The following is a 17,769-nucleotide window of genomic DNA, read 5'->3' as shown; positions in this document are numbered from 1 at the left end:
TCCTGCTTACTGTAATGAATGCTTAGCGTAGCCACTTAGGATCGCTTCTATAATCGGTTCTACTGATAAGGAATCTGTCTCCACTGTGCAATGAGCGAAGTCGTATCGACCTAGGCGGGCTTTCATTAACGTATGCACACGTTCTGTGACGTCCCCTTGCAATAACGGACGATTCGTATCCCCTTGCACTCGTGTGACAATCGTATCCAGCTGTGCTGTTAATGCTACAACAAAACCGTAACGCAGCATCGCTTCGCAATTGTGATTATCCAGAACAGCCCCCCCGCCTGTAGCAATGATAAGCCGTGTCTTACGCTGAAGCAAGTCAGTTAAGATACGGTTCTCTTGCTGTCGAAAGTACGCCTCCCCATGTTGGGCGAACAACTCGGGAATCGTTTTGCCTTGCTGCCTTACAATCTCTTCATCCAAATCAACAAATTCATACTGAAGATGCTGTGCCAACTGCTGACCAACTGTTGACTTTCCCGTCCCCATAAACCCGATCAATACTATACTTGTTTCACGGTCATTCATCACCATCATTGTTCTCTCCTACCGATAAACTGCCCATATGATACCATAGCTAACTTCTATTCGACAATCCGGATGTATAAAATGAAAGGAATGAACGTAAAGATGGTAGTACATGCCATTATATAGGAGTGAATGATGATGTCTTCGCTGCCCCCAACTGATCGCAATAAAACACAACGAACAATTGCTGCCCGCATGGAACGAATAATGGATAAGCAGCACCCGTTATGCAAGGAAGATATTGTCTGGGTGCTAAATATGGTCAAGAGCAAGCTGTCTTGTAATGACGAGGCATTATCAACACTTGATGCAGACCGGATCAAACGGAATTTCTGTTACTTCGCGGAGGTGTCCGTTATGCTGCTACAGCATAACAAGTTTGATCAAGAAAGTGATCGGCTGCGCTTCTACCTTGCTGAAGCAGCCTATGGCCTATGGTCACCTGCGTTGCAAGATGATTAGAAGCTGCACACTCCGCTGTCACATCAGCTATGCTTATGACAAACGCCGAGCTTGTGTCAGCTCGGCGTTTGTTTGTATGTGAAATGCTGTTCGTTACATTAATTGGACAACCAGTTGTAATGGAACGTACCTTCTTTATCTACACGTTTAAATGTGTGTGCACCAAAATAATCACGTTGTGCCTGCAGCAAGTTTGCCGGCAGACGCTCTGTACGATAGCTATCAAAGTAAGCAAGCGCAGAAGAGAATCCAGGAACAGGAACTCCACTTGTAACTGCAACGCTGATGACTTCACGCCAAGCATCTTGGTAAGCTTCCACGATCTCCTTGAAGTAAGGATCAAGCAGCAAGTTCTTCAGATCCGCATCACGATCGTAAGCTTCCTTAATGTTATTCAAGAACTGGGAACGGATAATGCAGCCGCCACGGAAGATCTTGGCGATATTACCAAGCGGCAAGTTCCAGTTGTATTCATCAGACGCAACACGCATTTGCGAGAATCCTTGTGCATAAGATACGATTTTACTTGCAAATAACGCTTTGCGAACTTTTTCGATAAACTCAGCTTTGTCACCTGTAAATGCCGCAGCTTTAGGACCCGACAACACTTTGCTTGCAGCAACGCGCTCATCTTTTAAAGCAGACAAGAAGCGCGAGAATACGGACTCCGTAATCATAGACAACGGGATACCGAGATCCAGTGCATTTTGGCTTGTCCATTTGCCTGTACCCTTTTGACCAGCTGAATCCAAAATAACTTCTACCATCGGTTTGCCTGTCTCTTCATCATATTTGGAGAAGATGTCAGCCGTAATTTCGATCAAATAGCTGTCAAGCTCGCCTTTGTTCCAATCCGTAAAGATCTCGTGAAGTTCTTTAGCATCTACTCCCAACACATTGGATAATAAATGATAAGCTTCACAAATAAGCTGCATGTCGCCGTATTCAATGCCGTTGTGCACCATCTTCACGTAATGTCCTGCCCCGTCAGCGCCGATGTAAGTACAGCAAGGCTCACCGTTTACTTTAGCGGAAATTGCCGTCAAGATCGGCTCTACAAGCTGATAAGCGCTCTCTTGACCACCAGGCATAATCGCGGGACCTGTCAATGCACCCTCTTCGCCGCCAGATACGCCAGTTCCGATAAAACGGAAACCTTTGTCCTCTAAGTACTTGCTGCGACGTTGTGTATCAGGGAAGTAGGCGTTACCGCCGTCAATAATAATATCGCCTTGATCCAAATGAGGTATCAATTGATCAATTGTTGCATCAGTAGCTTGTCCTGCCTGAACCATAATCAAGATTCTGCGAGGCGTTTCCAACGATTGAACAAACTCTTCAATCGTATATGTAGGCGTTAAGTTCTTGTCAGGCGCCTCGTTAATGAGTACGTCTGTCTTCTCACGGGAACGGTTGTATACCGATACCGAATAGCCTCTGCTCTCAATATTGAGGGCCAAGTTCTTACCCATGACCGCAAGTCCAATCACGCCAATTTGTGTTTTAGCCATATGGATTTTCCACCCTTTATCTAATAGTGTATGGTTTGCATTATTGCTATTGTACCCTTTTTGCATAGAGAAGTGAACCCCTGCTTAGGGTTATCCGTGTGCGATTTCTCACGTACCGTTGCTGACATCCAATATGTGCTGGCTTGAGAAATAGAACCTAACTTTTTCTCTCGTCCCCCGCCTGCACAGAAAAACACCCTGCAGCCATCTTGCTAGAGCGCCAATGTGCCCCGCAAATGTGAGGGTGAGCAGCCTGTTACCATTCAAGTTGAATCATTTCTGTGCGAAGTGCACTTAATTTTTCTTTACAGTGTATTACCGAGTCGTTGTCCTCATGTAACAGTGCTTTATACAATACCGCCAACTCCTGATCGATCTCACTACGGAGCGCATCAATACGCTCCTCCGCCCTTGTAGATTGGAAAGCACGGATCATCTCCTCGGTTGTAATTACTGGACGCTTCTGAAATAGAACCTTTTGCTCCATTCCACATATTTCAACCAAGCGGATCCGTTCCCCAAACATAATGTTTTCGACAAATATATGTCTATCCTTGAACCTCTTCACTACCGCGTGTCCACGTGATTCCCCTATCATCTTTTCCATAAATTCGGCCAGTCGCTCATCACGAATCGTGTAGTCCCCCACAATTTTATAACGGTGATGGACCCGTTGAAAGCGCAGTTTGATCAGCTTCCGTCCGGTTCGTATGGAAACGATAAACAACGATTCATTCTCGCTCCAATACAACGAGTATCCTTCTTGTATGAGATCACGAATGAGGTTCTGGATTTGCCGGCGGTCAAAACGTAACTCCAGGTTGCAATATTCAACTTCATCGCTACGATTCACGGCAACTCCCCCTTACCTAATCTTCGTCTGCATACTTCATCATATGATCGTGCAACTTGGATTATTGACTCCAATTTCATCTTAATCTCCGCATCATATAATCAAATAACATGGCTATCGTATTCGATGTGGTATAATATGCGAATATCGGAGTGTACATGTGCGTGAAATATGCTCGCTCACCCCGCTTGAATCATGGACGAGGAGAGGATCAACGATGACTTTAACAGCAACGTTTACCGGATTTAACACTTCGGATTTTGATACCTTCCGAATTGAAGGTCTTGAAGCCCGAATGGAGGCGATCCGTGATCGTATACAGCCTAAATTCCGTATCATTGGTGAACATCTAACAGGAGAAGCAGCGCTGCTTGCAGGACAGGAAATGTATCTGCACATTGCAAAGCATGCTCGGCGCACCGTTAACCCACCCAAAGACACTTGGCTTGCGGTTGGCCCTAACAAGCGCGGCTACAAGTCGCTGCCTCATTTCCAGGTCGGATTATTTGATGACCATCTGTTTATTTGGCTCGCTTTTATTTATGAAGCAACAAATAAAGCACAGATTGCGCAATCATTCCTTCATCAGTTAGATTACGTTAAGAAGCTCGTACCTGATCATTATGTGCTATCGATGGATCATATGAATAAACAAGCAAATCGCGTAGGAGATTTGTCTGAGGAAGAGTTCATTCAGTCGCTGAATCGATTCCGCGATGTAAAGTCGGCAGAATGGCTAATTGGCCGGCATATCGAGGCATCTGACCCGATTCTTGCCGACGGACAGGCGTTCATGCAGCTTGTGAACGAGACGGTTCGTACGCTAATGCCACTGTACAAGCTTGCAGGTGAATCGGTTACAGCCCGCTAATCCTATTTGTAGCTAAGTTTCACAGCTACTTTAGCCAGCCTAAAGTGCCTTCTTTCCAGCGCGGAGGAAGGCACTTTTCTTATGCAGTCATTATGCACGCTAATAAGCAGGCGCACGAAAAAACCGAGCTTCTGCCACGCTGTGCGATAGACAGCGCTGGCAAAAGTTCGGTTCTCGTGCTTGTTGTATACGTACAAGCTGTTATAGGCGTGGCTGGATAACAGAACTCTGATCCAGCTTCACAAATTGGGCAAGCAGCGCCAGTGCAGCAATGGACAGCACAGCACCGATCATAAACGGTAAATTCACGTTTAAATTAAACACAGCAGTCGCGAGCAGCGGACCTGCAATACGCCCAAAGCTGTCCATCGATGAGTTAAGGCCAGATGCAACCCCTTGGCTTACCGTTGTCTTCTGCGTAATTAAAGACGTCACGCATGGGCGAATTAAGGCGTTGCCGATCCCAAACACACATAAGTATAGTGTGGCGTCCAGCACAGTAGACGAGAACAGCAGCAGCACAAAACCGACAGCTGAAATAATTAAGCCGGCAGCAATCCCTTTCTTCTCGCCGCCCTTCTTTATATAACGCCGTACGATTCCTCCTTGGACAAGCGCACCAGCCAAGCCGCAGAAGAAAAACATCCATCCGATATCCTCTGTTGAAATATGAGGTATACGCACAGCCTCATAATAAAAGAGCGTTGCTTCTAAACCTGCCAATGTAAATGTGACAAAGAACGACAATAAATACAAATATTTCATACGTCCTGTAAAAGCAGACCAGCGTGAAGGAGATGCCGTACCTTTACCTGTCCGCTTGTCTGGAGACAAAGATTCTTTCAGTTGGATAAAACCAAGTATAGATGTAAATAACGTTAATGCAGCAGCAGCAAAAAACGGCGTATTGTGACCGTATTTGCTTAATAGTCCACCAAATGCAGGGCCGAATGTAAAACCAAGTCCGATCGCCATACCAACAAGCGCCATCCCTTTGGTTCTAGTTTCCTCGCTTGTAATATCCGCTACATAGGCAACAATTACAGCGGTGACGGCGCCAGCAAATAACCCGCCAAGCGAGCGAGACGCATACATCAGCCACAGCTGACCGTCGGCCAAGCCAAACAATAGATAGCTCAAGCTAAACCCTAATATACCTACTAAAATGATGGGTCTGCGTCCCACCCGCTCCGATAATGCTCCCCACAATGGGGACACAATAAACGAAATGAGTGAATACAGCGCTAACATCAGACCGAGATGGAATTGATTAGCTCCTGCATCGGTAATCATAAGCGGGAGCACGGGAATGACTATCCCGAAGCCGATAAAGACCATCATAAGCATTAATACAACGACAGTTAATTGTTTGTTCATGTTTACGTTCCCTCCGTATTTCTCATCCTACCACAATTTAACGGTCAGCAAAATGCATGAAATTTGAAGCTTTTATCAAATCCGAACATTCGACACGAATTGGTTGGAAAATGTACTTGCATTCCGGGGGGTTTTTGTTAAACTAATCCTTGTTTGTTTGTAAGAACCAACACCTGTACATACAGGATGATTCTGAATATGAAAGGTTGTGAGCCCGCGATGGATCATCATCGAACTCCCTTGTACACTACACTAACGAATCATGCTGCCCGTAATCCGGTGCAGTTTCATATTCCCGGGCATAAGAAAGGTGCAGGAAGCGATAAGGAATTCCGAGAATTTATCGGTGATCATGCTTTTGCTATAGATCTTATTAATATTGCACCGCTCGATGATTTGCATCAACCAACGGGAGTGATAGCGGAAGCGCAGCAGTTGGCAGCAGACGCATTTGGTGCAGATTATACCTATTTCAGCGTACAGGGCACTAGCGGTGCGATCATGACCATGATAATGTCGGTCTGTTCGCCTGGTGACAAAATTATCGTCCCGCGTAATGTCCATAAATCGATTATGGCAGCTATAATTTTTGCGGGTGCGCGACCTGTGTTTGTTTCCCCAGCTCGTGATTCGAATTTGGGGATCGACCACGGTATCACAACACGTTCCGTTCGTCGAGCACTAGAGAAGCATCCTGATACGAAAGCTGTACTCGTTATCAATCCGACCTACTTTGGCATCTGTGCTAACTTAAAAGAGATTGTAGATCTTGCGCACTCGTATGAAGTGCCTGTCCTAGTGGACGAAGCACACGGCGTTCTGATCCACTTTAACGAGAAGCTTCCGATGTCAGCGATGGAGGCTGGCGCGGATATGGCTGCTACTAGCGTTCACAAATTAGGCGGTTCCATGACGCAAAGCTCTGTACTGAACGTGAATACGAAGAATGGTCTAGTTAATCCTCATCGGATTCAAACCATTTTCAGCATGCTTACAACAACATCTACTTCCTATGTGCTGCTTGCTTCTTTGGACACCTCGCGCCGGAATTTGGCGTTGAACGGGCATGACATAGCGGAACGTGCAATTAAGCTCGCTCACAATGCAAGAAATGCAATTAACCAAATTCCTGGGTTATACTGCTTCGGGGAGGAAATTCTCGGCGGTGAAGCAACGTTTAGTTATGATCCGACCAAAGTGACCATTCATGTTCGGCATCTTGGCATAACAGGTTATGAGACGGAGAACTGGCTTCGAGATCATTATAATCTTGAAGTTGAGCTGAGTGATATGTACAACATTTTATGTCTTGTCACACCTGGTGATACAGATGAAACGATTAGCATTTTGATTGATGCTTTACGTGAGTTGTCTGCCGCTCATATTAATCGGAATGAGGTCCAAGAGCTCGTTGTGAAAATACCAGAAATTCCACAGTTGTCCCTAATTCCGCGAGATGCATTTTATGGGGATACAGAAATTGTGCCTTTCAAAGAGTCAGCAGGACGTATCATTGCAGAGTTTATTTATGTGTATCCGCCTGGTATTCCGATATTACTTCCTGGTGAAGTCATTTCACAACAAAACATTGACTATATACGTGATCACGTGGATATCGGTCTGCCTGTCAAAGGACCAGAGGATCGTTCCATACAATTTGTAAAGGTCATTAAGGAAGAGACCGCTATATTTGAATAGATACTCAACAAAGAGGCTTCCCAATGGGAGGCCTCACCTTATGTCAGCTAGGTCTACGGAGGAATGCGTTCGTTAGTACTGTTAGTACTGGTCCCTCACTTGCAAGGCGGGAATTCGGGTGCTTAAAATTTGGACAGCTTCTTTGGCACAGGTCATATCTTCGAGTTGAAAAGATACTTGAATCTGTTCTGGCGTCAAGTCCTCTTCGCTTAGCAGCGTAGATCTGCCGGTCTGCATGCATACGACCAGCGTCTTCCCGATGAAATGATTGGAGTAGATGAGTGCGAAATCGTAACGTCCCTGCTCAGCAGCCCATCCTATGAAACTGATATTTGCTTGCTCCGTCACTTCATACAAATGCTCATACATAACATCTCCTCCTCACTTTTTCAACTTGCCTTACCATAACTATTCATTCTAACTCACACAGATACAAGTTCACTATATCACAATTTTCCATTTTTTATCAACCAGAACCAAGCTGTTAAAGGAAAGTAAAAATGAAAGCATGAAAATATTGCCACTTTTACTAAGGGGTGTTATGATAGGATTTGGATTACGGTATATTTAGGAGGGAGTACAGTGAGTCAACGAGCCATAATTGCTTTTAAGGATGGATCAGTGGTACCTTCCGCAACATTGGAGGATTTGAAGCAGCAGTTGCTTCAATATCAAGAGCAAGCCCGATTAACAGGCACCCAGCTAGGTTGGGATTATGCTGAAGCTGCCTTTCCTTACACATTTGAGACCAAGCAGGGCCAGGAACAGGTTGGCTTTCTGCTGCGTGGCAATCATCCGCTATACCGATATATCCTGTTTGGGGTTGGAACACATGATAATGAGGGCACCCTTCGTCATTATGTGGAAGTTGTCCTTCCTGACACTTCCACGCAGGGAGATTCGAATAAAGGCAATGAGCTATGCAAGTATTTAGCACGCACTTGGAAGGCAGAGTTGACGTTGTTTAACGGGCGAAAGATGTATTTTAATCCCCGTAAGTAATCGTGTATATAACATTACATATAACAAAAAGCCCCAAGTTGTCTTAGGGCTTCTCCTTATTACCTTATTAAGAGAAGGGAATTAACCTTCTTGGGAGGATACAAGCTCATCATAGGCTTGTTGTACACGTTCCCACTCTTCATCTTCTTCAATAGCGTTAAGGACCATGTCCTCACCGTCTTCGTCTACACGTACAATGATACCATCAGCTTCAGGGTTATTTCTCTCAAGAAGCAGAGCGTACAATTGTTCTTCAACGTTAAACGTTTCAACCAATGCCATTTCTATTTCGTTACCTTCGTCGTCCACAAGTGTGACGATAAACTCTTCGTGATTATGCTCATGGTCGTGGTCATGGCCACAGCCGCAGTCATGATTATGGTTATGTTCGCTCATTACATAGTTCTCCTTTATTGTGCAAATAGTATGTTGCATCCTTCGTATCGTACCACGATATGTGAGGAAGGTCAACGAAATGACACCCTTGAAGGCTAGTATATGTAACGTTCAAAAATAACACTCATCAAAGAGCAAAACCATGATTACACCGCTTCTATCGTCTTTTTAGACAATAAAGTGAACTCGCCGTTTTTTTGTCTCAAGTAGCAATTTACCGTATATTCACCTTTTGCTTTAAAATCGTATTTAAAGTCCGAGGATCGGAACCAGAAATTGTCCTGCTTCGTATCAATATCTGATTGTTGAATTTCTGAAGATTTCCCGTTCGGGTCTATAATCGTCAGCTTAATAGCGTCAACTTGCGTCTTCAGCGAATCCACTTGTACCAGTACGGAGAAAGCTGTTTTTCCAGTCTTAACTTTACCGAAAGTAGCCTTGTCCTGGAACATCAGCATATGAATGTTAGGCTTCTGGATCGATATTTTCTTATTGGCGGCATCCCAGTATACGAATGCTTGCAATGCTTCTTGCAGATCACGTACAGACACATAAGCTCGCCCGTCTACCATTACCCCCCCATCTGATATCGCTTGGCCATTTAATTCAACATGCACCTTGTCTGTGCTGCTTTCCGCAGCAACTGTCGGTATTGTAGAGGCAAGTGATCCACCTACAATAGAACCGAGTAAGACAAGCGCGGCAATTCTCCTGCATTTCATGAGTGCTAACCTCCAACAGCTTAGTTGTATAGTTATACTCCTAATATGCAAGAGAGTTGCGGCCACATTTGCAATTTGCTCTCTTTACAACAAGGCCTGCTCCAGTGCAGTAACCCGCTGCTCCAGACGCTTTAATTGAAGATCGGCGTCATACAACTTTTTTATCATATTGTCAATGTTCTCGTCAGAAGGGGGCGTATACGCTAATTCTTCATACAATCTGCCCCACGGGAAATTGTGACCTGGACAATCTGCTTTGTGTATAGGATCAATCTGATGATGCCCGATTACATAATCAGATGTGAGCGGCAGATAATACCCCCATTTATCCTGAATGATGCGCTGAATATAACGATGCAATTGTACACACGCTTGAAACTGCTCAGCGGTTAGTTCGCCATCCATTCCCTCATGAACAATGGAGACACTGTATAGATTCGGATTGTGCTGCTTGCTTCTTACGAACAAAGAGGGAGCTGCTTGAATGCTGCTAGGAGGAATTCCGTTGGCCAAGGCTGCACGTTCTAACGATACATATTGATGGATAACACCCTTCTTGGAAATGCCATAATGAGCTGACGATATTTTATTATTTTGGTTTGTATACCAGTCATCCAAAGCCGACATACGAGCAGATGCAATATGATTCACAATAATCTGGGGAACTTGTCCCTTGCGAGCGCATGAATTGGTATACGCATTACCTTTCCACACGATATTCATCCTATGCCACCTCATCCCTCCGACATCACATCAAGTGTTCTTTAAGTAGGTGATTGACGCACATGGATGCGCGTGAGAACTCAGGGAAAGGAAAGCAGCTGCCGAATATGCTTGAGCTTGGATCATTTGTCTATCCGTTCCCTGAGCAGTTTAATGACGTCGTGTCCATCCCATAGCTGTTATTAATTACTGAGCTTTGTCCGTGTTAATATACAAGGCACACCGTTGCCGACCGCTCCTGGCTCGTTCATGCGCGAGACGTACTTTAACCCTCTCGCACAAGGCGTCGGGCATACGATGCAGCGGTCAGAAGTTACAACCCTCATCGTATACTGGGCACGCCCCCCAGATAGCTCTTTTTTCTTATTTTTGGCGCCTTTGCCTTTAGCCATAATCGCTCACCCGCTTCTCCCACGTCTCACACTGCAAAGCAAATCGCTTCTTCCCCATACTATGTGAGACAAGAGCCGTTCGCTTGTGCATTTACCTAGCCCGTGATACAGTGGGTGTAAAATAATAGAGCTTGGAGGATCTGGGAGAGAGATGACTATTCAACTGCAAATGCTAGGCACAGGGAGTGCTTTTGCCAAAACATATTTTAACAACAATGCTATACTGCACACTACCCAACAGGCGCTCTTAATTGACTGTGGAATTACAGCCCCTATCGCTGTTCACCAGCTAGGCAAGTCCTTCAATGAGTTCGATGGTGTCATCGTCACTCATCTGCATGCAGATCATGTCGGCGGCTTGGAAGAATATGCATTCCAGATGAAGTTCAGATACAAGCGAAAGCCTAAATTATATATCGCGACATCTCTCGTAGATATGTTATGGGAGAACACCCTTAAAGGTGGAATGAGTCAGGACGGGATTAGCAAATTAGACGATGTATTTGAAGTCATGCCAATGGAACCAGAGCATAACCATACCCTTGCCACTGACCTTCAAGTCAAATGGATCAAAACCGATCATATGCCTGGCAAAAATAGTTACTCCCTGCTCATTAATGATTGTTTTTTTTACACAGCAGATATGCGCTTTAACTTTGAACTGCTCCAATCCCTCGTTGACAATGGTGTTAAACATATATGGCATGATTGCCAACTGATCGGAACAGGCGAAGTGCATTCCACCATACATGAACTACTGACCTTGCCGATATCCTTGCAGCAGCGTATTTCTTTAATGCACTACGGGGATGAGCGTCCGCAATGGGAAGGTCGCACCGGACCTATGCCCTTTATTAACCAGCATCAAATTTATACGTTAATGTAGCATGGTGTTATCAAAAAGAGCACTTTAGCCGTATAATACGGTCAAAGTGCTCTTTTTCTGTCATAAGCCCATTTCATTAGTGAAAAGTAGGCAAGTTGTCTAAATTGTTGGAAGGATCGCCATCTGCATCTCCGCGGATATAAGTGCCTCCATTTTTTCCTTTAAACGTGTTTACTCCAGCAATTTCTCCATTATGAACAGCCTGCACAGCCTCAGTGTAGTTTAAAACTCTTCCTGAGCTTGTCTGAAAAGATGTCAGATCGCCATCCCCGTTACGTTGTACCGCTACAAATGTCTCACGTTCTGTCAATGCTATCCCATCCTTCGCGTTTCTATTTAAGATCGGTCATAGTATAACGTCTCACCTGAGACTGAACCGCTGCACCAGATGCGTTGAATCGTTACCATTTCTAGCATTCCCAAACGACTGACATCTTATGAAAACCTACTCAGGCACACCTCAATAAACATAAAATGTGTATTACGACAATTTCTTCTCCATACGCACATGCAAAATATCTGCATCATAGAAAGGCTCTTCTGATACGGTCTCGTAGCCCAAAGACTTATAAAACCCTTCTGCTTGGCACTGTCCGTCCAACACACATTTCTCAACGCCATGCGCCCTAGCGATTTGTTCTAAACCAATCATTAAGGTCCGACCTATCCCTAAGCCACGAAATGGCTTTCTGACTGCAATCCGTTGCATTTTTGCCGTGAACTCATCAATAAGCTTTACTCGTCCTGTAGCACCATATTTGCCATCAATCATGAGCAGCACATGGAAGGCAGGGGCATCTAATGAATCGTATTCATCACATTCTACTTCATCAGGCACATTTTGCTCCTGCACAAACACTTCTTTACGGATCGCAATGCACTCATCCAATTGTTCTTGGGTCTTTACCTCTATGATCTCAGCTGCCATTAGCCTCACCTCCGTCATTTATAAGCAATTATTTTACCACATGAACAAATTTATATTATACAAAAAAATGAAATTCATGTATAGTAAGGCTATCGAATACGCTTTCAAAAATAGGAGGTACTTGATGGACCCTGTTACCGCAACAATTGTGGCCGTAGTGGTCATGATTATTGGTATGGTCTTCCTGCTGCTTATCGTTACTAAGAAGGCATACACTCATAAGTGGGATACAGAGGAGCGATCCGATTCGTCTACGTCAGCGATAGATGCTCGTGATCGTGATCCTGACCATGTGTAATGCACATCAAAATACGAACAGGTCCTATATTAGCAACATAGCATTGCCATAGAGCCTGTTCGTATCTGATGAATCCCTTAATATTTCTGTTTTCAAGGCTGATAGACATCGCGCGGCACTATTTTACCATAGACATCCTCATAGATCGGAACTGTACCTTCTTGAGGCTCCAGATCCTTGTACGGGTCGGAGGCCGCTATCATCATGCCTGAACAACCTACAAGCAGTACAATAACGATACTTGCAACAACTATTGGTTTGAAATAAGGCCTCGATCTTGGCATCATACATCCCTCCAATTCACCTATCAACGATGTATATCACCATTTTCACCGCAAACAGATCATCTTAAACACCATCTGCAAACGACCTTATTCCACCTGTACCTGTCGCCTTTCTAGGCTCAAACGGTTCGATCCTCGCTAATGCTCCTTACCAGAGCCATCATTTATTTTGCGCAGCCATACATACCGCTCATCGTGATTGGTGCTGTCATGAACTAACAGTCGAGATAGCAACCAGCATAACACGGCTACGATTCCGAATACACCTGATAGCCAAACGAATAACTGAGCTCCTAGCATCATATCCCTCCGCTTGTCCTTTCTCATATGGAGAAGGTAGTCATCTTCCTACTCCAATGTATGAGCACGCCACAAACTTTAGTCGTCTCAAACACCAATTGCTTGCTACTTTGTATGTGCTGATTGTCAGGGCAAGACAGCTGATTACGGCTGAAAGCATTTCAATTGTAAACTGATGTAGGTGTCATGGCTCGCTTATTCGAATCACAGAGCGCAAAAACAGCCCCACAGCAACAAAAAAACCCTTGATCATAATCAAGGGTTGTGTGTTCATGTATGGTGATCTGTAGTGGGCTCGAACCACTGACCCCCACCCTGTCAAGATGGTGCTCTCCCAGCTGAGCTAACAGATCACATTATATACAATAAATCAATAATGAGTGAATATATCAACTAATATATCATCGGCCGCAGTCATTGTCAACGTTTACTGTTCATGTATTCATGCACAACTTAACATAGCTTGGAATTCACTTCTCCATGTCTAATCAAGAAAAGAAAGACTGCATTGTGCAAGCAGTTTGTGCCACTAAACCTGCTACAAGCAGTCCACTAATCGTGATATGTGATACTATGACTCAAGCGGAGGCAGTTGCCACACGATCGGCTCTTCTCCGAGTGCTTGCAAATGATCATTTATCTTAGAGAACGGTCGGCTGCCAAAAAAACCACGATGAGCAGACAACGGACTTGGATGAGGTGCCTGTACGATGAAATGACGGGATTGATCGATCATTTTAGCTTTCGCTTGTGCATGACTCCCCCACAATACAAATACGACAGGACGCTCTCGTTTGTTTAGCAGTTGTATAACCTGATCGGTAAATATTTCCCAACCTTTTCCTTTATGGGAATTGGGTTGAGATTCTCTTACGGTCAGCACCGTATTTAACATAAATACACCTTGATCTGCCCACGTTTTCAAATATCCGTGACTCGGCATCGTTGTACCCACATCAGTCGCGCTCTCTTTGAGCATGTTAAGAAGTGACGGCGGAATTCGCACGCCTGGCAGAACCGAGAAGCTGAGGCCGTGAGCTTGGCCTGGGCCGTGATAGGGATCTTGTCCCACGATCATCACTTTTGTGTCCGCATAGGAAGTTAACTGAAAGGCCGTAAATAATTGGTCAAATGGAGGGTAAATTACTTGATCCTTATATTCTTCTCTTAACCATGCCCACAATGCTTTGAAGTATGGCTTCCGTACTTCATCGTGCAAAAGTTGAGACCAGTCATTATCCACTTTCCAGGTCATCCCACTCGCCCTCTCTATTTTAAGTTCAAATAAAAAACTCCTTTCGCTAGTCTCAGCGAAAGGAGTTATATCGTCCATATTACCTTATTATTATAAAGTGCTAGAAGTTATAAATGGTGCCGAGAACCGGGGTCGAACCGGTACGGTAGTCACCTACCGCAGGATTTTAAGTCCTGTGCGTCTGCCAATTCCGCCATCCCGGCATGTAAAAGTGCACATTTATTATATATAATAAGTATATGGTGGGCCCTGAGGGACTCGAACCCCCGACCAATCGGTTATGAGCCGACCGCTCTAACCAACTGAGCTAAGGGCCCGTATGTATGAAATACGTTGAGCGTTATGTTGGTTGCGGGGGCAGGATTTGAACCTACGACCTTCGGGTTATGAGCCCGACGAGCTACCGAACTGCTCCACCCCGCGTCATTTGTGTTCGTCGTGTTTCATCAGCGACAAGTAATACTATACCGCACTTACCTAACCTTCGTCAAGCACTTTTTCAAAAAAATATTCCCCCCTTATTTCTCCGCTTATTGAGCATACATTTCCCCTTCTTTTTAGAAGATTTACAACAAAAATCGAACCCCATACTTTCCTCTTTTTGATCGAAAAACTTCGATTTCTTGCGGCGACTCGTACCCATATATCCAGGCGTCATTCTCCAAACGTTGCTGGAGTGTTTGCGCCTGAAATTTAGAATTGTACAGTTTACCCCAATAGATCCAATTTAACACCTTATAAGCCCCCTAGAAGCTAAGATTAGTGGTGAGACAGATCAGCACTATATAAACTTACGTTTTCCCTTACTGTGCCCATTTGGAGCTACTTCAAACGTTCATCCTTATCAGAAAGCAAAAAAGAAAAAAGGGGCTCTAGTTGCGAGCCACCCTTTTAGAATCAAATTATATTAACCACCGTAAATTCTGCCTGGGACAGTCTCACTGCCGCCATTCGGGTTGTTTTTAATTTGTTGCAGCATTTCATTCCCTTTTGTTTCCCACTCAGCCAGCGCTTGTTTAGTAGTCTTCTTCCCGTTAATTACTTCTTGGAACAAGGTACGTCCAATATCATTAACTTGCCATAGAGCAGGCTTCTCGCTCATTAAGTCTTCCGCGTCTTGGTTCGTAGGTATTACTGGCTTCACGTTAAAGAATGCATCAATATTATAGCTGGAACCATCTTTAGGTTTAATAAACTGTTTACGTGATACCATTTCATAGCTGCTGCGTGAACGAATTTTGGCCCATTCCTCGCTGTTAATAAATTTAACAAAATCCCATGCGTCATCTGGATTCGGTGCTTTGTTGTTAATAGCAAAAATGTTGTTCATATTTACAGAACCGGATATTCCTGGCGCTTCAGGATGAGAAGGCGCTGTTACGATATCCCAGTCAAATTTGTTAAAGCCTTTAATTTTGCTTGCATTACGCATAGCATTTGCCAAATCGTTGTTTAAATAACCAAAGTCCGATAACACCATAGCCACTTTGCCTGACAAGAAGCTGTCATGGTCAAACGGGCCTGGTTTCGTATTGTTTTCCATCATACCATCGTTTTGTGTTGGCATAATTTTGTCGGTGGACAATTTAGTAATGCTGTTCCACACCTTTTCCCAAGGACCTGTGTTAACAGTCATCTTCTCGCCTTTGTTGTCAAACATACGTAATTGTAATGGTGCAATGTAGCTATAAGTCATGGACCAGAATGGATCTCCACCTGCGTAACGGTCAAAAGAGAAACCATATTTGCGGTCCGCACCTTCGCCCTTCGTTACAAGACGTGCTTTGTTAAACACTTCATCCCATGTCATACCATCTGTAGGAGGCTCCACCCCTGCATCTGCAAACAATTTCTTATTGTAAAGCAGTGCAGACGAATAGAAGGTAGGCGCTAAGCCAAACATATTACCGTCGCCCATACTTTTGATGCCATCGAGCACAGCTGGAACAAAGTCTGTTGTATCGAATTTATCCTGCTGCATTAATGGGTCTAGCTGCTTTAACATCCCGTCACGAGCCAAAATACGGAATTGAGCCGGGTCCGTTACGATAATGTCTACAGGGTTGGAACCATCCATAATTTTTTTGACTGCTTCAAGACGGTTAGGCTCTTTCCGGTCTTTTTCTTCGCCTTGATTATATTGCTGATCACTCTGATCGATTGCAGGTACGATTTCAATTTTAACGTTCGGATGAGTATATTCATACACATCTGTAAATTGCTGACGGAAGTAAGAATCGTCGTAGCCGCCATACAGAACCCCAATTCTTAAAGTACGCTCCTGTCCTGTCTTCGTATCCTTGCTGCTGCTGCATGCTGCAAGCATTGGAAATACCATCGTTAATACTACAGATGTCATAACTAGTTTTCTAACCCATTGATTCCGTTTCATTTTGTTTCACCCTCCAACTTGTTCGGTGTTCGAATAACAATCTTATCTCCATCAAATTCCATTGAAGCTTTATCACCGATGTCAAGCGCCTCCAGAAACTCCTTTGGTACTTGTAATCGTCCCACACGGTCCACTACCACGTAAGCCTCATGTACATTCTGCTGACCACCGCCAAAACCTGCAAGCCCATCGCCATCCAAATTCGGATTACGCTTAATAAACTCCGTACTCGTCAAGCCGTCTCGTATGGCCACAACGCGGTCAACTTTACCAGCTAAGGTGATATCATGTGTAACGATCACTATCGTGACCCCAATCTCCTTGTTCATACGCCGGAAGATGCCCATAATCATATCGGACGTCTGCGTATCTACAGAGCCTGTAGGCTCATCAGCAAGCAGCAGCTTTGGCTTGTTAGCCAAAGATATCGCAATTGCTACGCGCTGCTGCTCACCGCCTGACAACTGAGCAAGCTTATTGTTGAGTCGATGTCCAAGACCGACCCACTCCAGCAATTGCTTGGCATATGCACGGTCCAGCTTCCCAGCAAGCATCATCGGAACTTCAACATTTTGCAGTGCAGTCAAGTAAGGAAGCAAGTTTCTGGCGTTGTTTTGCCATATAAAGCCTACCGTATCCCGTTTGTACTTGACAAGCTGCTCGTCGGTGATTTTTAACAGATCCCAATCACCAACTTTGATTGTTCCGGCGGAAGGACGGTCCAGTCCGCCCAGAATGTTCAAAAAAGTTGATTTACCGCTGCCGCTATTGCCAATAATTGCCATCAACTCACCCTGCTGCACAGACAAATTAAGGCCTTGTAAAGCGACAACCTCTAAATCTTCTGTTTTAAATATTTTAACAAGTCCTTCACAATGGATCATT

The 17,769-nt window shown here is 44.5% G+C and carries 23 protein-coding genes and 4 tRNA genes; 6 read left to right on the top strand and 21 right to left on the bottom strand.

Translation table 11 applies throughout. From position 1 onward, the window contains the following. Positions 1-6: 6 nt before the first annotated feature. Positions 7-540: a shikimate kinase gene (locus H509_RS0110395; protein WP_342663641.1), complete on the bottom strand. Its 534-nt coding sequence runs from the start codon at positions 538-540 to the stop codon at positions 7-9. A gap of 132 nt (positions 541-672) precedes the next feature. On the opposite strand from H509_RS0110395, the gene H509_RS0110390 reads away from it, so the two are divergent. After that, entirely contained in the window at positions 673-996 is a 324-nt protein-coding gene (locus H509_RS0110390; protein WP_028545023.1) for a hypothetical protein, read from the top strand. A gap of 98 nt (positions 997-1,094) precedes the next feature. Here H509_RS0110390 and gndA read toward each other — a convergent pair whose 3' ends face one another. Together gndA and H509_RS0110380 are read right to left on the bottom strand one after the other, a co-directional pair. Further along, positions 1,095-2,507, bottom strand: coding sequence for an NADP-dependent phosphogluconate dehydrogenase (gene gndA / locus H509_RS0110385; RefSeq protein WP_028545022.1), 1,413 nt, complete (start codon positions 2,505-2,507; stop codon positions 1,095-1,097). A gap of 256 nt (positions 2,508-2,763) precedes the next feature. Continuing rightward, on the bottom strand, positions 2,764-3,360 hold the full coding sequence (locus tag H509_RS0110380; protein WP_028545021.1) for a hypothetical protein: 597 nt from the start codon (positions 3,358-3,360) through the stop codon (positions 2,764-2,766). A gap of 217 nt (positions 3,361-3,577) precedes the next feature. Here H509_RS0110380 and H509_RS0110375 point away from each other — a divergent pair, with 217 nt between their 5' ends. Then, a complete protein-coding gene (locus tag H509_RS0110375; protein ID WP_028545020.1) occupies positions 3,578-4,231 on the top strand; it encodes a DUF1054 domain-containing protein in 654 nt (217 codons plus the stop codon). A gap of 201 nt (positions 4,232-4,432) precedes the next feature. On the opposite strand, the gene H509_RS0110370 is transcribed toward H509_RS0110375, so the two are convergent. Then, entirely contained in the window at positions 4,433-5,608 is a 1,176-nt protein-coding gene (locus tag H509_RS0110370) for a tetracycline resistance MFS efflux pump (protein WP_028545019.1), read from the bottom strand. A 219-nt stretch (positions 5,609-5,827) separates the two neighbouring features. On the opposite strand from H509_RS0110370, the gene H509_RS0110365 reads away from it, so the two are divergent. Continuing rightward, a complete protein-coding gene (locus H509_RS0110365; RefSeq protein WP_028545018.1) occupies positions 5,828-7,306 on the top strand; it encodes an aminotransferase class I/II-fold pyridoxal phosphate-dependent enzyme in 1,479 nt (492 codons plus the stop codon). An 81-nt stretch (positions 7,307-7,387) separates the two neighbouring features. Here H509_RS0110365 and H509_RS0110360 read toward each other — a convergent pair whose 3' ends face one another. Further along, positions 7,388-7,675 carry an SAV0927 family protein gene (locus H509_RS0110360; RefSeq protein ID WP_028545017.1) on the bottom strand — a complete coding sequence of 96 codons (288 nt, stop codon included), beginning with the start codon at positions 7,673-7,675 and terminating at the stop codon, positions 7,388-7,390. Between the two features lie 213 nt (positions 7,676-7,888). Here H509_RS0110360 and H509_RS0110355 point away from each other — a divergent pair, with 213 nt between their 5' ends. Then, positions 7,889-8,308: a DUF1885 family protein gene (locus tag H509_RS0110355; protein WP_028545016.1), complete on the top strand. Its 420-nt coding sequence runs from the start codon at positions 7,889-7,891 to the stop codon at positions 8,306-8,308. A gap of 81 nt (positions 8,309-8,389) precedes the next feature. Here the strand turns inward: H509_RS0110355 and H509_RS0110350 are convergent, their stop codons facing one another. The 4 genes from H509_RS0110350 to H509_RS27195 form a co-directional block, all read right to left on the bottom strand. Next, on the bottom strand, positions 8,390-8,704 hold the full coding sequence (locus tag H509_RS0110350) for a DUF1292 domain-containing protein (RefSeq protein ID WP_028545015.1): 315 nt from the start codon (positions 8,702-8,704) through the stop codon (positions 8,390-8,392). Between the two features lie 146 nt (positions 8,705-8,850). Further along, a complete protein-coding gene (locus tag H509_RS0110345) occupies positions 8,851-9,426 on the bottom strand; it encodes a stalk domain-containing protein (RefSeq protein WP_028545014.1) in 576 nt (191 codons plus the stop codon). An 84-nt stretch (positions 9,427-9,510) separates the two neighbouring features. Further along, on the bottom strand, positions 9,511-10,149 hold the full coding sequence (locus tag H509_RS24900) for an N-acetylmuramoyl-L-alanine amidase (RefSeq protein WP_051286946.1): 639 nt from the start codon (positions 10,147-10,149) through the stop codon (positions 9,511-9,513). Positions 10,150-10,331: 182 nt separating this feature from the next. Beyond that, the gene (locus H509_RS27195; protein WP_084159151.1) at positions 10,332-10,541 is read right to left on the bottom strand and encodes a hypothetical protein; all 210 of its coding nucleotides are present in this window, start codon (positions 10,539-10,541) and stop codon (positions 10,332-10,334) included. Between the two features lie 151 nt (positions 10,542-10,692). On the opposite strand from H509_RS27195, the gene H509_RS0110330 reads away from it, so the two are divergent. Further along, positions 10,693-11,427 (top strand): MBL fold metallo-hydrolase, encoded by a 735-nt coding sequence (locus tag H509_RS0110330; RefSeq protein WP_028545013.1) that lies wholly within the window; start codon positions 10,693-10,695, stop codon positions 11,425-11,427. Positions 11,428-11,503: 76 nt separating this feature from the next. On the opposite strand, the gene H509_RS0110325 is transcribed toward H509_RS0110330, so the two are convergent. Next, on the bottom strand, positions 11,504-11,737 hold the full coding sequence (locus H509_RS0110325) for a DUF3892 domain-containing protein (RefSeq protein ID WP_425414231.1): 234 nt from the start codon (positions 11,735-11,737) through the stop codon (positions 11,504-11,506). 171 nt (positions 11,738-11,908) lie between these two features. Further along, positions 11,909-12,355: a GNAT family N-acetyltransferase gene (locus H509_RS0110320; protein ID WP_028545011.1), complete on the bottom strand. Its 447-nt coding sequence runs from the start codon at positions 12,353-12,355 to the stop codon at positions 11,909-11,911. Positions 12,356-12,479: 124 nt separating this feature from the next. Between H509_RS0110320 and H509_RS27980 the strand changes: the two genes are divergently transcribed. After that, positions 12,480-12,653: a hypothetical protein gene (locus H509_RS27980; protein ID WP_169450895.1), complete on the top strand. Its 174-nt coding sequence runs from the start codon at positions 12,480-12,482 to the stop codon at positions 12,651-12,653. Positions 12,654-12,745: 92 nt separating this feature from the next. On the opposite strand, the gene H509_RS0110310 is transcribed toward H509_RS27980, so the two are convergent. The 10 genes from H509_RS0110310 to H509_RS0110265 form a co-directional block, all read right to left on the bottom strand. Next, on the bottom strand, positions 12,746-12,937 hold the full coding sequence (locus H509_RS0110310) for a hypothetical protein (protein ID WP_028545010.1): 192 nt from the start codon (positions 12,935-12,937) through the stop codon (positions 12,746-12,748). A gap of 138 nt (positions 12,938-13,075) precedes the next feature. Further along, entirely contained in the window at positions 13,076-13,264 is a 189-nt protein-coding gene (locus H509_RS27625; protein WP_211234324.1) for a hypothetical protein, read from the bottom strand. Positions 13,265-13,514: 250 nt separating this feature from the next. Then, positions 13,515-13,590: transfer RNA gene (locus tag H509_RS0110300), tRNA-Val, on the bottom strand. A 218-nt stretch (positions 13,591-13,808) separates the two neighbouring features. Continuing rightward, the gene (locus H509_RS0110295; protein WP_028545009.1) at positions 13,809-14,492 is read right to left on the bottom strand and encodes a uracil-DNA glycosylase; all 684 of its coding nucleotides are present in this window, start codon (positions 14,490-14,492) and stop codon (positions 13,809-13,811) included. Between the two features lie 114 nt (positions 14,493-14,606). Further along, a tRNA-Leu gene (locus H509_RS0110290) sits at positions 14,607-14,695 on the bottom strand. Between the two features lie 37 nt (positions 14,696-14,732). Next, positions 14,733-14,809: transfer RNA gene (locus tag H509_RS0110285), tRNA-Ile, on the bottom strand. A gap of 29 nt (positions 14,810-14,838) precedes the next feature. Further along, positions 14,839-14,915: transfer RNA gene (locus tag H509_RS0110280), tRNA-Met, on the bottom strand. A gap of 143 nt (positions 14,916-15,058) precedes the next feature. Further along, the gene (locus H509_RS27975) at positions 15,059-15,226 is read right to left on the bottom strand and encodes a hypothetical protein (RefSeq protein ID WP_169450890.1); all 168 of its coding nucleotides are present in this window, start codon (positions 15,224-15,226) and stop codon (positions 15,059-15,061) included. 173 nt (positions 15,227-15,399) lie between these two features. Beyond that, complete coding sequence (locus tag H509_RS0110270; RefSeq protein WP_028545008.1) at positions 15,400-16,884, bottom strand: ABC transporter substrate-binding protein; 1,485 nt, start codon at positions 16,882-16,884, stop codon at positions 15,400-15,402. Beyond that, on the bottom strand, positions 16,881-17,768 hold the full coding sequence (locus tag H509_RS0110265; protein ID WP_028545007.1) for an ABC transporter ATP-binding protein: 888 nt from the start codon (positions 17,766-17,768) through the stop codon (positions 16,881-16,883). The genes H509_RS0110270 and H509_RS0110265 overlap by 4 nt, the downstream gene beginning before the upstream one ends. Position 17,769: the final 1 nt, after the last annotated feature.

The sequence above is a fragment of the Paenibacillus taiwanensis DSM 18679 genome, assembly GCF_000425125.1.
GTDB lineage: Bacteria > Bacillota > Bacilli > Paenibacillales > Paenibacillaceae > Paenibacillus_B > Paenibacillus_B taiwanensis.
This window is presented reverse-complemented; position numbering and strand designations above follow the sequence as displayed.

Coding starts and splice junctions, on each gene's coding strand:
- H509_RS0110375 (WP_028545020.1), top strand. CDS start 3,578: ATGACTTTAACAGCAACGTTTACCGGATTTAACACTTCGGATTTTGAT.
- gndA (WP_028545022.1), bottom strand. CDS start 2,507: ATGGCTAAAACACAAATTGGCGTGATTGGACTTGCGGTCATGGGTAAG.
- H509_RS27195 (WP_084159151.1), bottom strand. CDS start 10,541: ATGGCTAAAGGCAAAGGCGCCAAAAATAAGAAAAAAGAGCTATCTGGG.
- H509_RS0110330 (WP_028545013.1), top strand. CDS start 10,693: ATGACTATTCAACTGCAAATGCTAGGCACAGGGAGTGCTTTTGCCAAA.
- H509_RS0110310 (WP_028545010.1), bottom strand. CDS start 12,937: ATGCCAAGATCGAGGCCTTATTTCAAACCAATAGTTGTTGCAAGTATC.
- H509_RS0110350 (WP_028545015.1), bottom strand. CDS start 8,704: ATGAGCGAACATAACCATAATCATGACTGCGGCTGTGGCCATGACCAC.
- H509_RS0110345 (WP_028545014.1), bottom strand. CDS start 9,426: ATGAAATGCAGGAGAATTGCCGCGCTTGTCTTACTCGGTTCTATTGTA.
- H509_RS0110365 (WP_028545018.1), top strand. CDS start 5,828: ATGGATCATCATCGAACTCCCTTGTACACTACACTAACGAATCATGCT.
- H509_RS0110320 (WP_028545011.1), bottom strand. CDS start 12,355: ATGGCAGCTGAGATCATAGAGGTAAAGACCCAAGAACAATTGGATGAG.
- H509_RS0110395 (WP_342663641.1), bottom strand. CDS start 540: ATGGTGATGAATGACCGTGAAACAAGTATAGTATTGATCGGGTTTATG.
- H509_RS0110390 (WP_028545023.1), top strand. CDS start 673: ATGTCTTCGCTGCCCCCAACTGATCGCAATAAAACACAACGAACAATT.
- H509_RS0110370 (WP_028545019.1), bottom strand. CDS start 5,608: ATGAACAAACAATTAACTGTCGTTGTATTAATGCTTATGATGGTCTTT.
- H509_RS0110360 (WP_028545017.1), bottom strand. CDS start 7,675: ATGTATGAGCATTTGTATGAAGTGACGGAGCAAGCAAATATCAGTTTC.
- H509_RS0110295 (WP_028545009.1), bottom strand. CDS start 14,492: ATGACCTGGAAAGTGGATAATGACTGGTCTCAACTTTTGCACGATGAA.
- H509_RS27625 (WP_211234324.1), bottom strand. CDS start 13,264: ATGAGAAAGGACAAGCGGAGGGATATGATGCTAGGAGCTCAGTTATTC.
- H509_RS24900 (WP_051286946.1), bottom strand. CDS start 10,149: ATGAATATCGTGTGGAAAGGTAATGCGTATACCAATTCATGCGCTCGC.
- H509_RS27980 (WP_169450895.1), top strand. CDS start 12,480: ATGGACCCTGTTACCGCAACAATTGTGGCCGTAGTGGTCATGATTATT.
- H509_RS0110270 (WP_028545008.1), bottom strand. CDS start 16,884: ATGAAACGGAATCAATGGGTTAGAAAACTAGTTATGACATCTGTAGTA.
- H509_RS0110265 (WP_028545007.1), bottom strand. CDS start 17,768: ATGATCCATTGTGAAGGACTTGTTAAAATATTTAAAACAGAAGATTTA.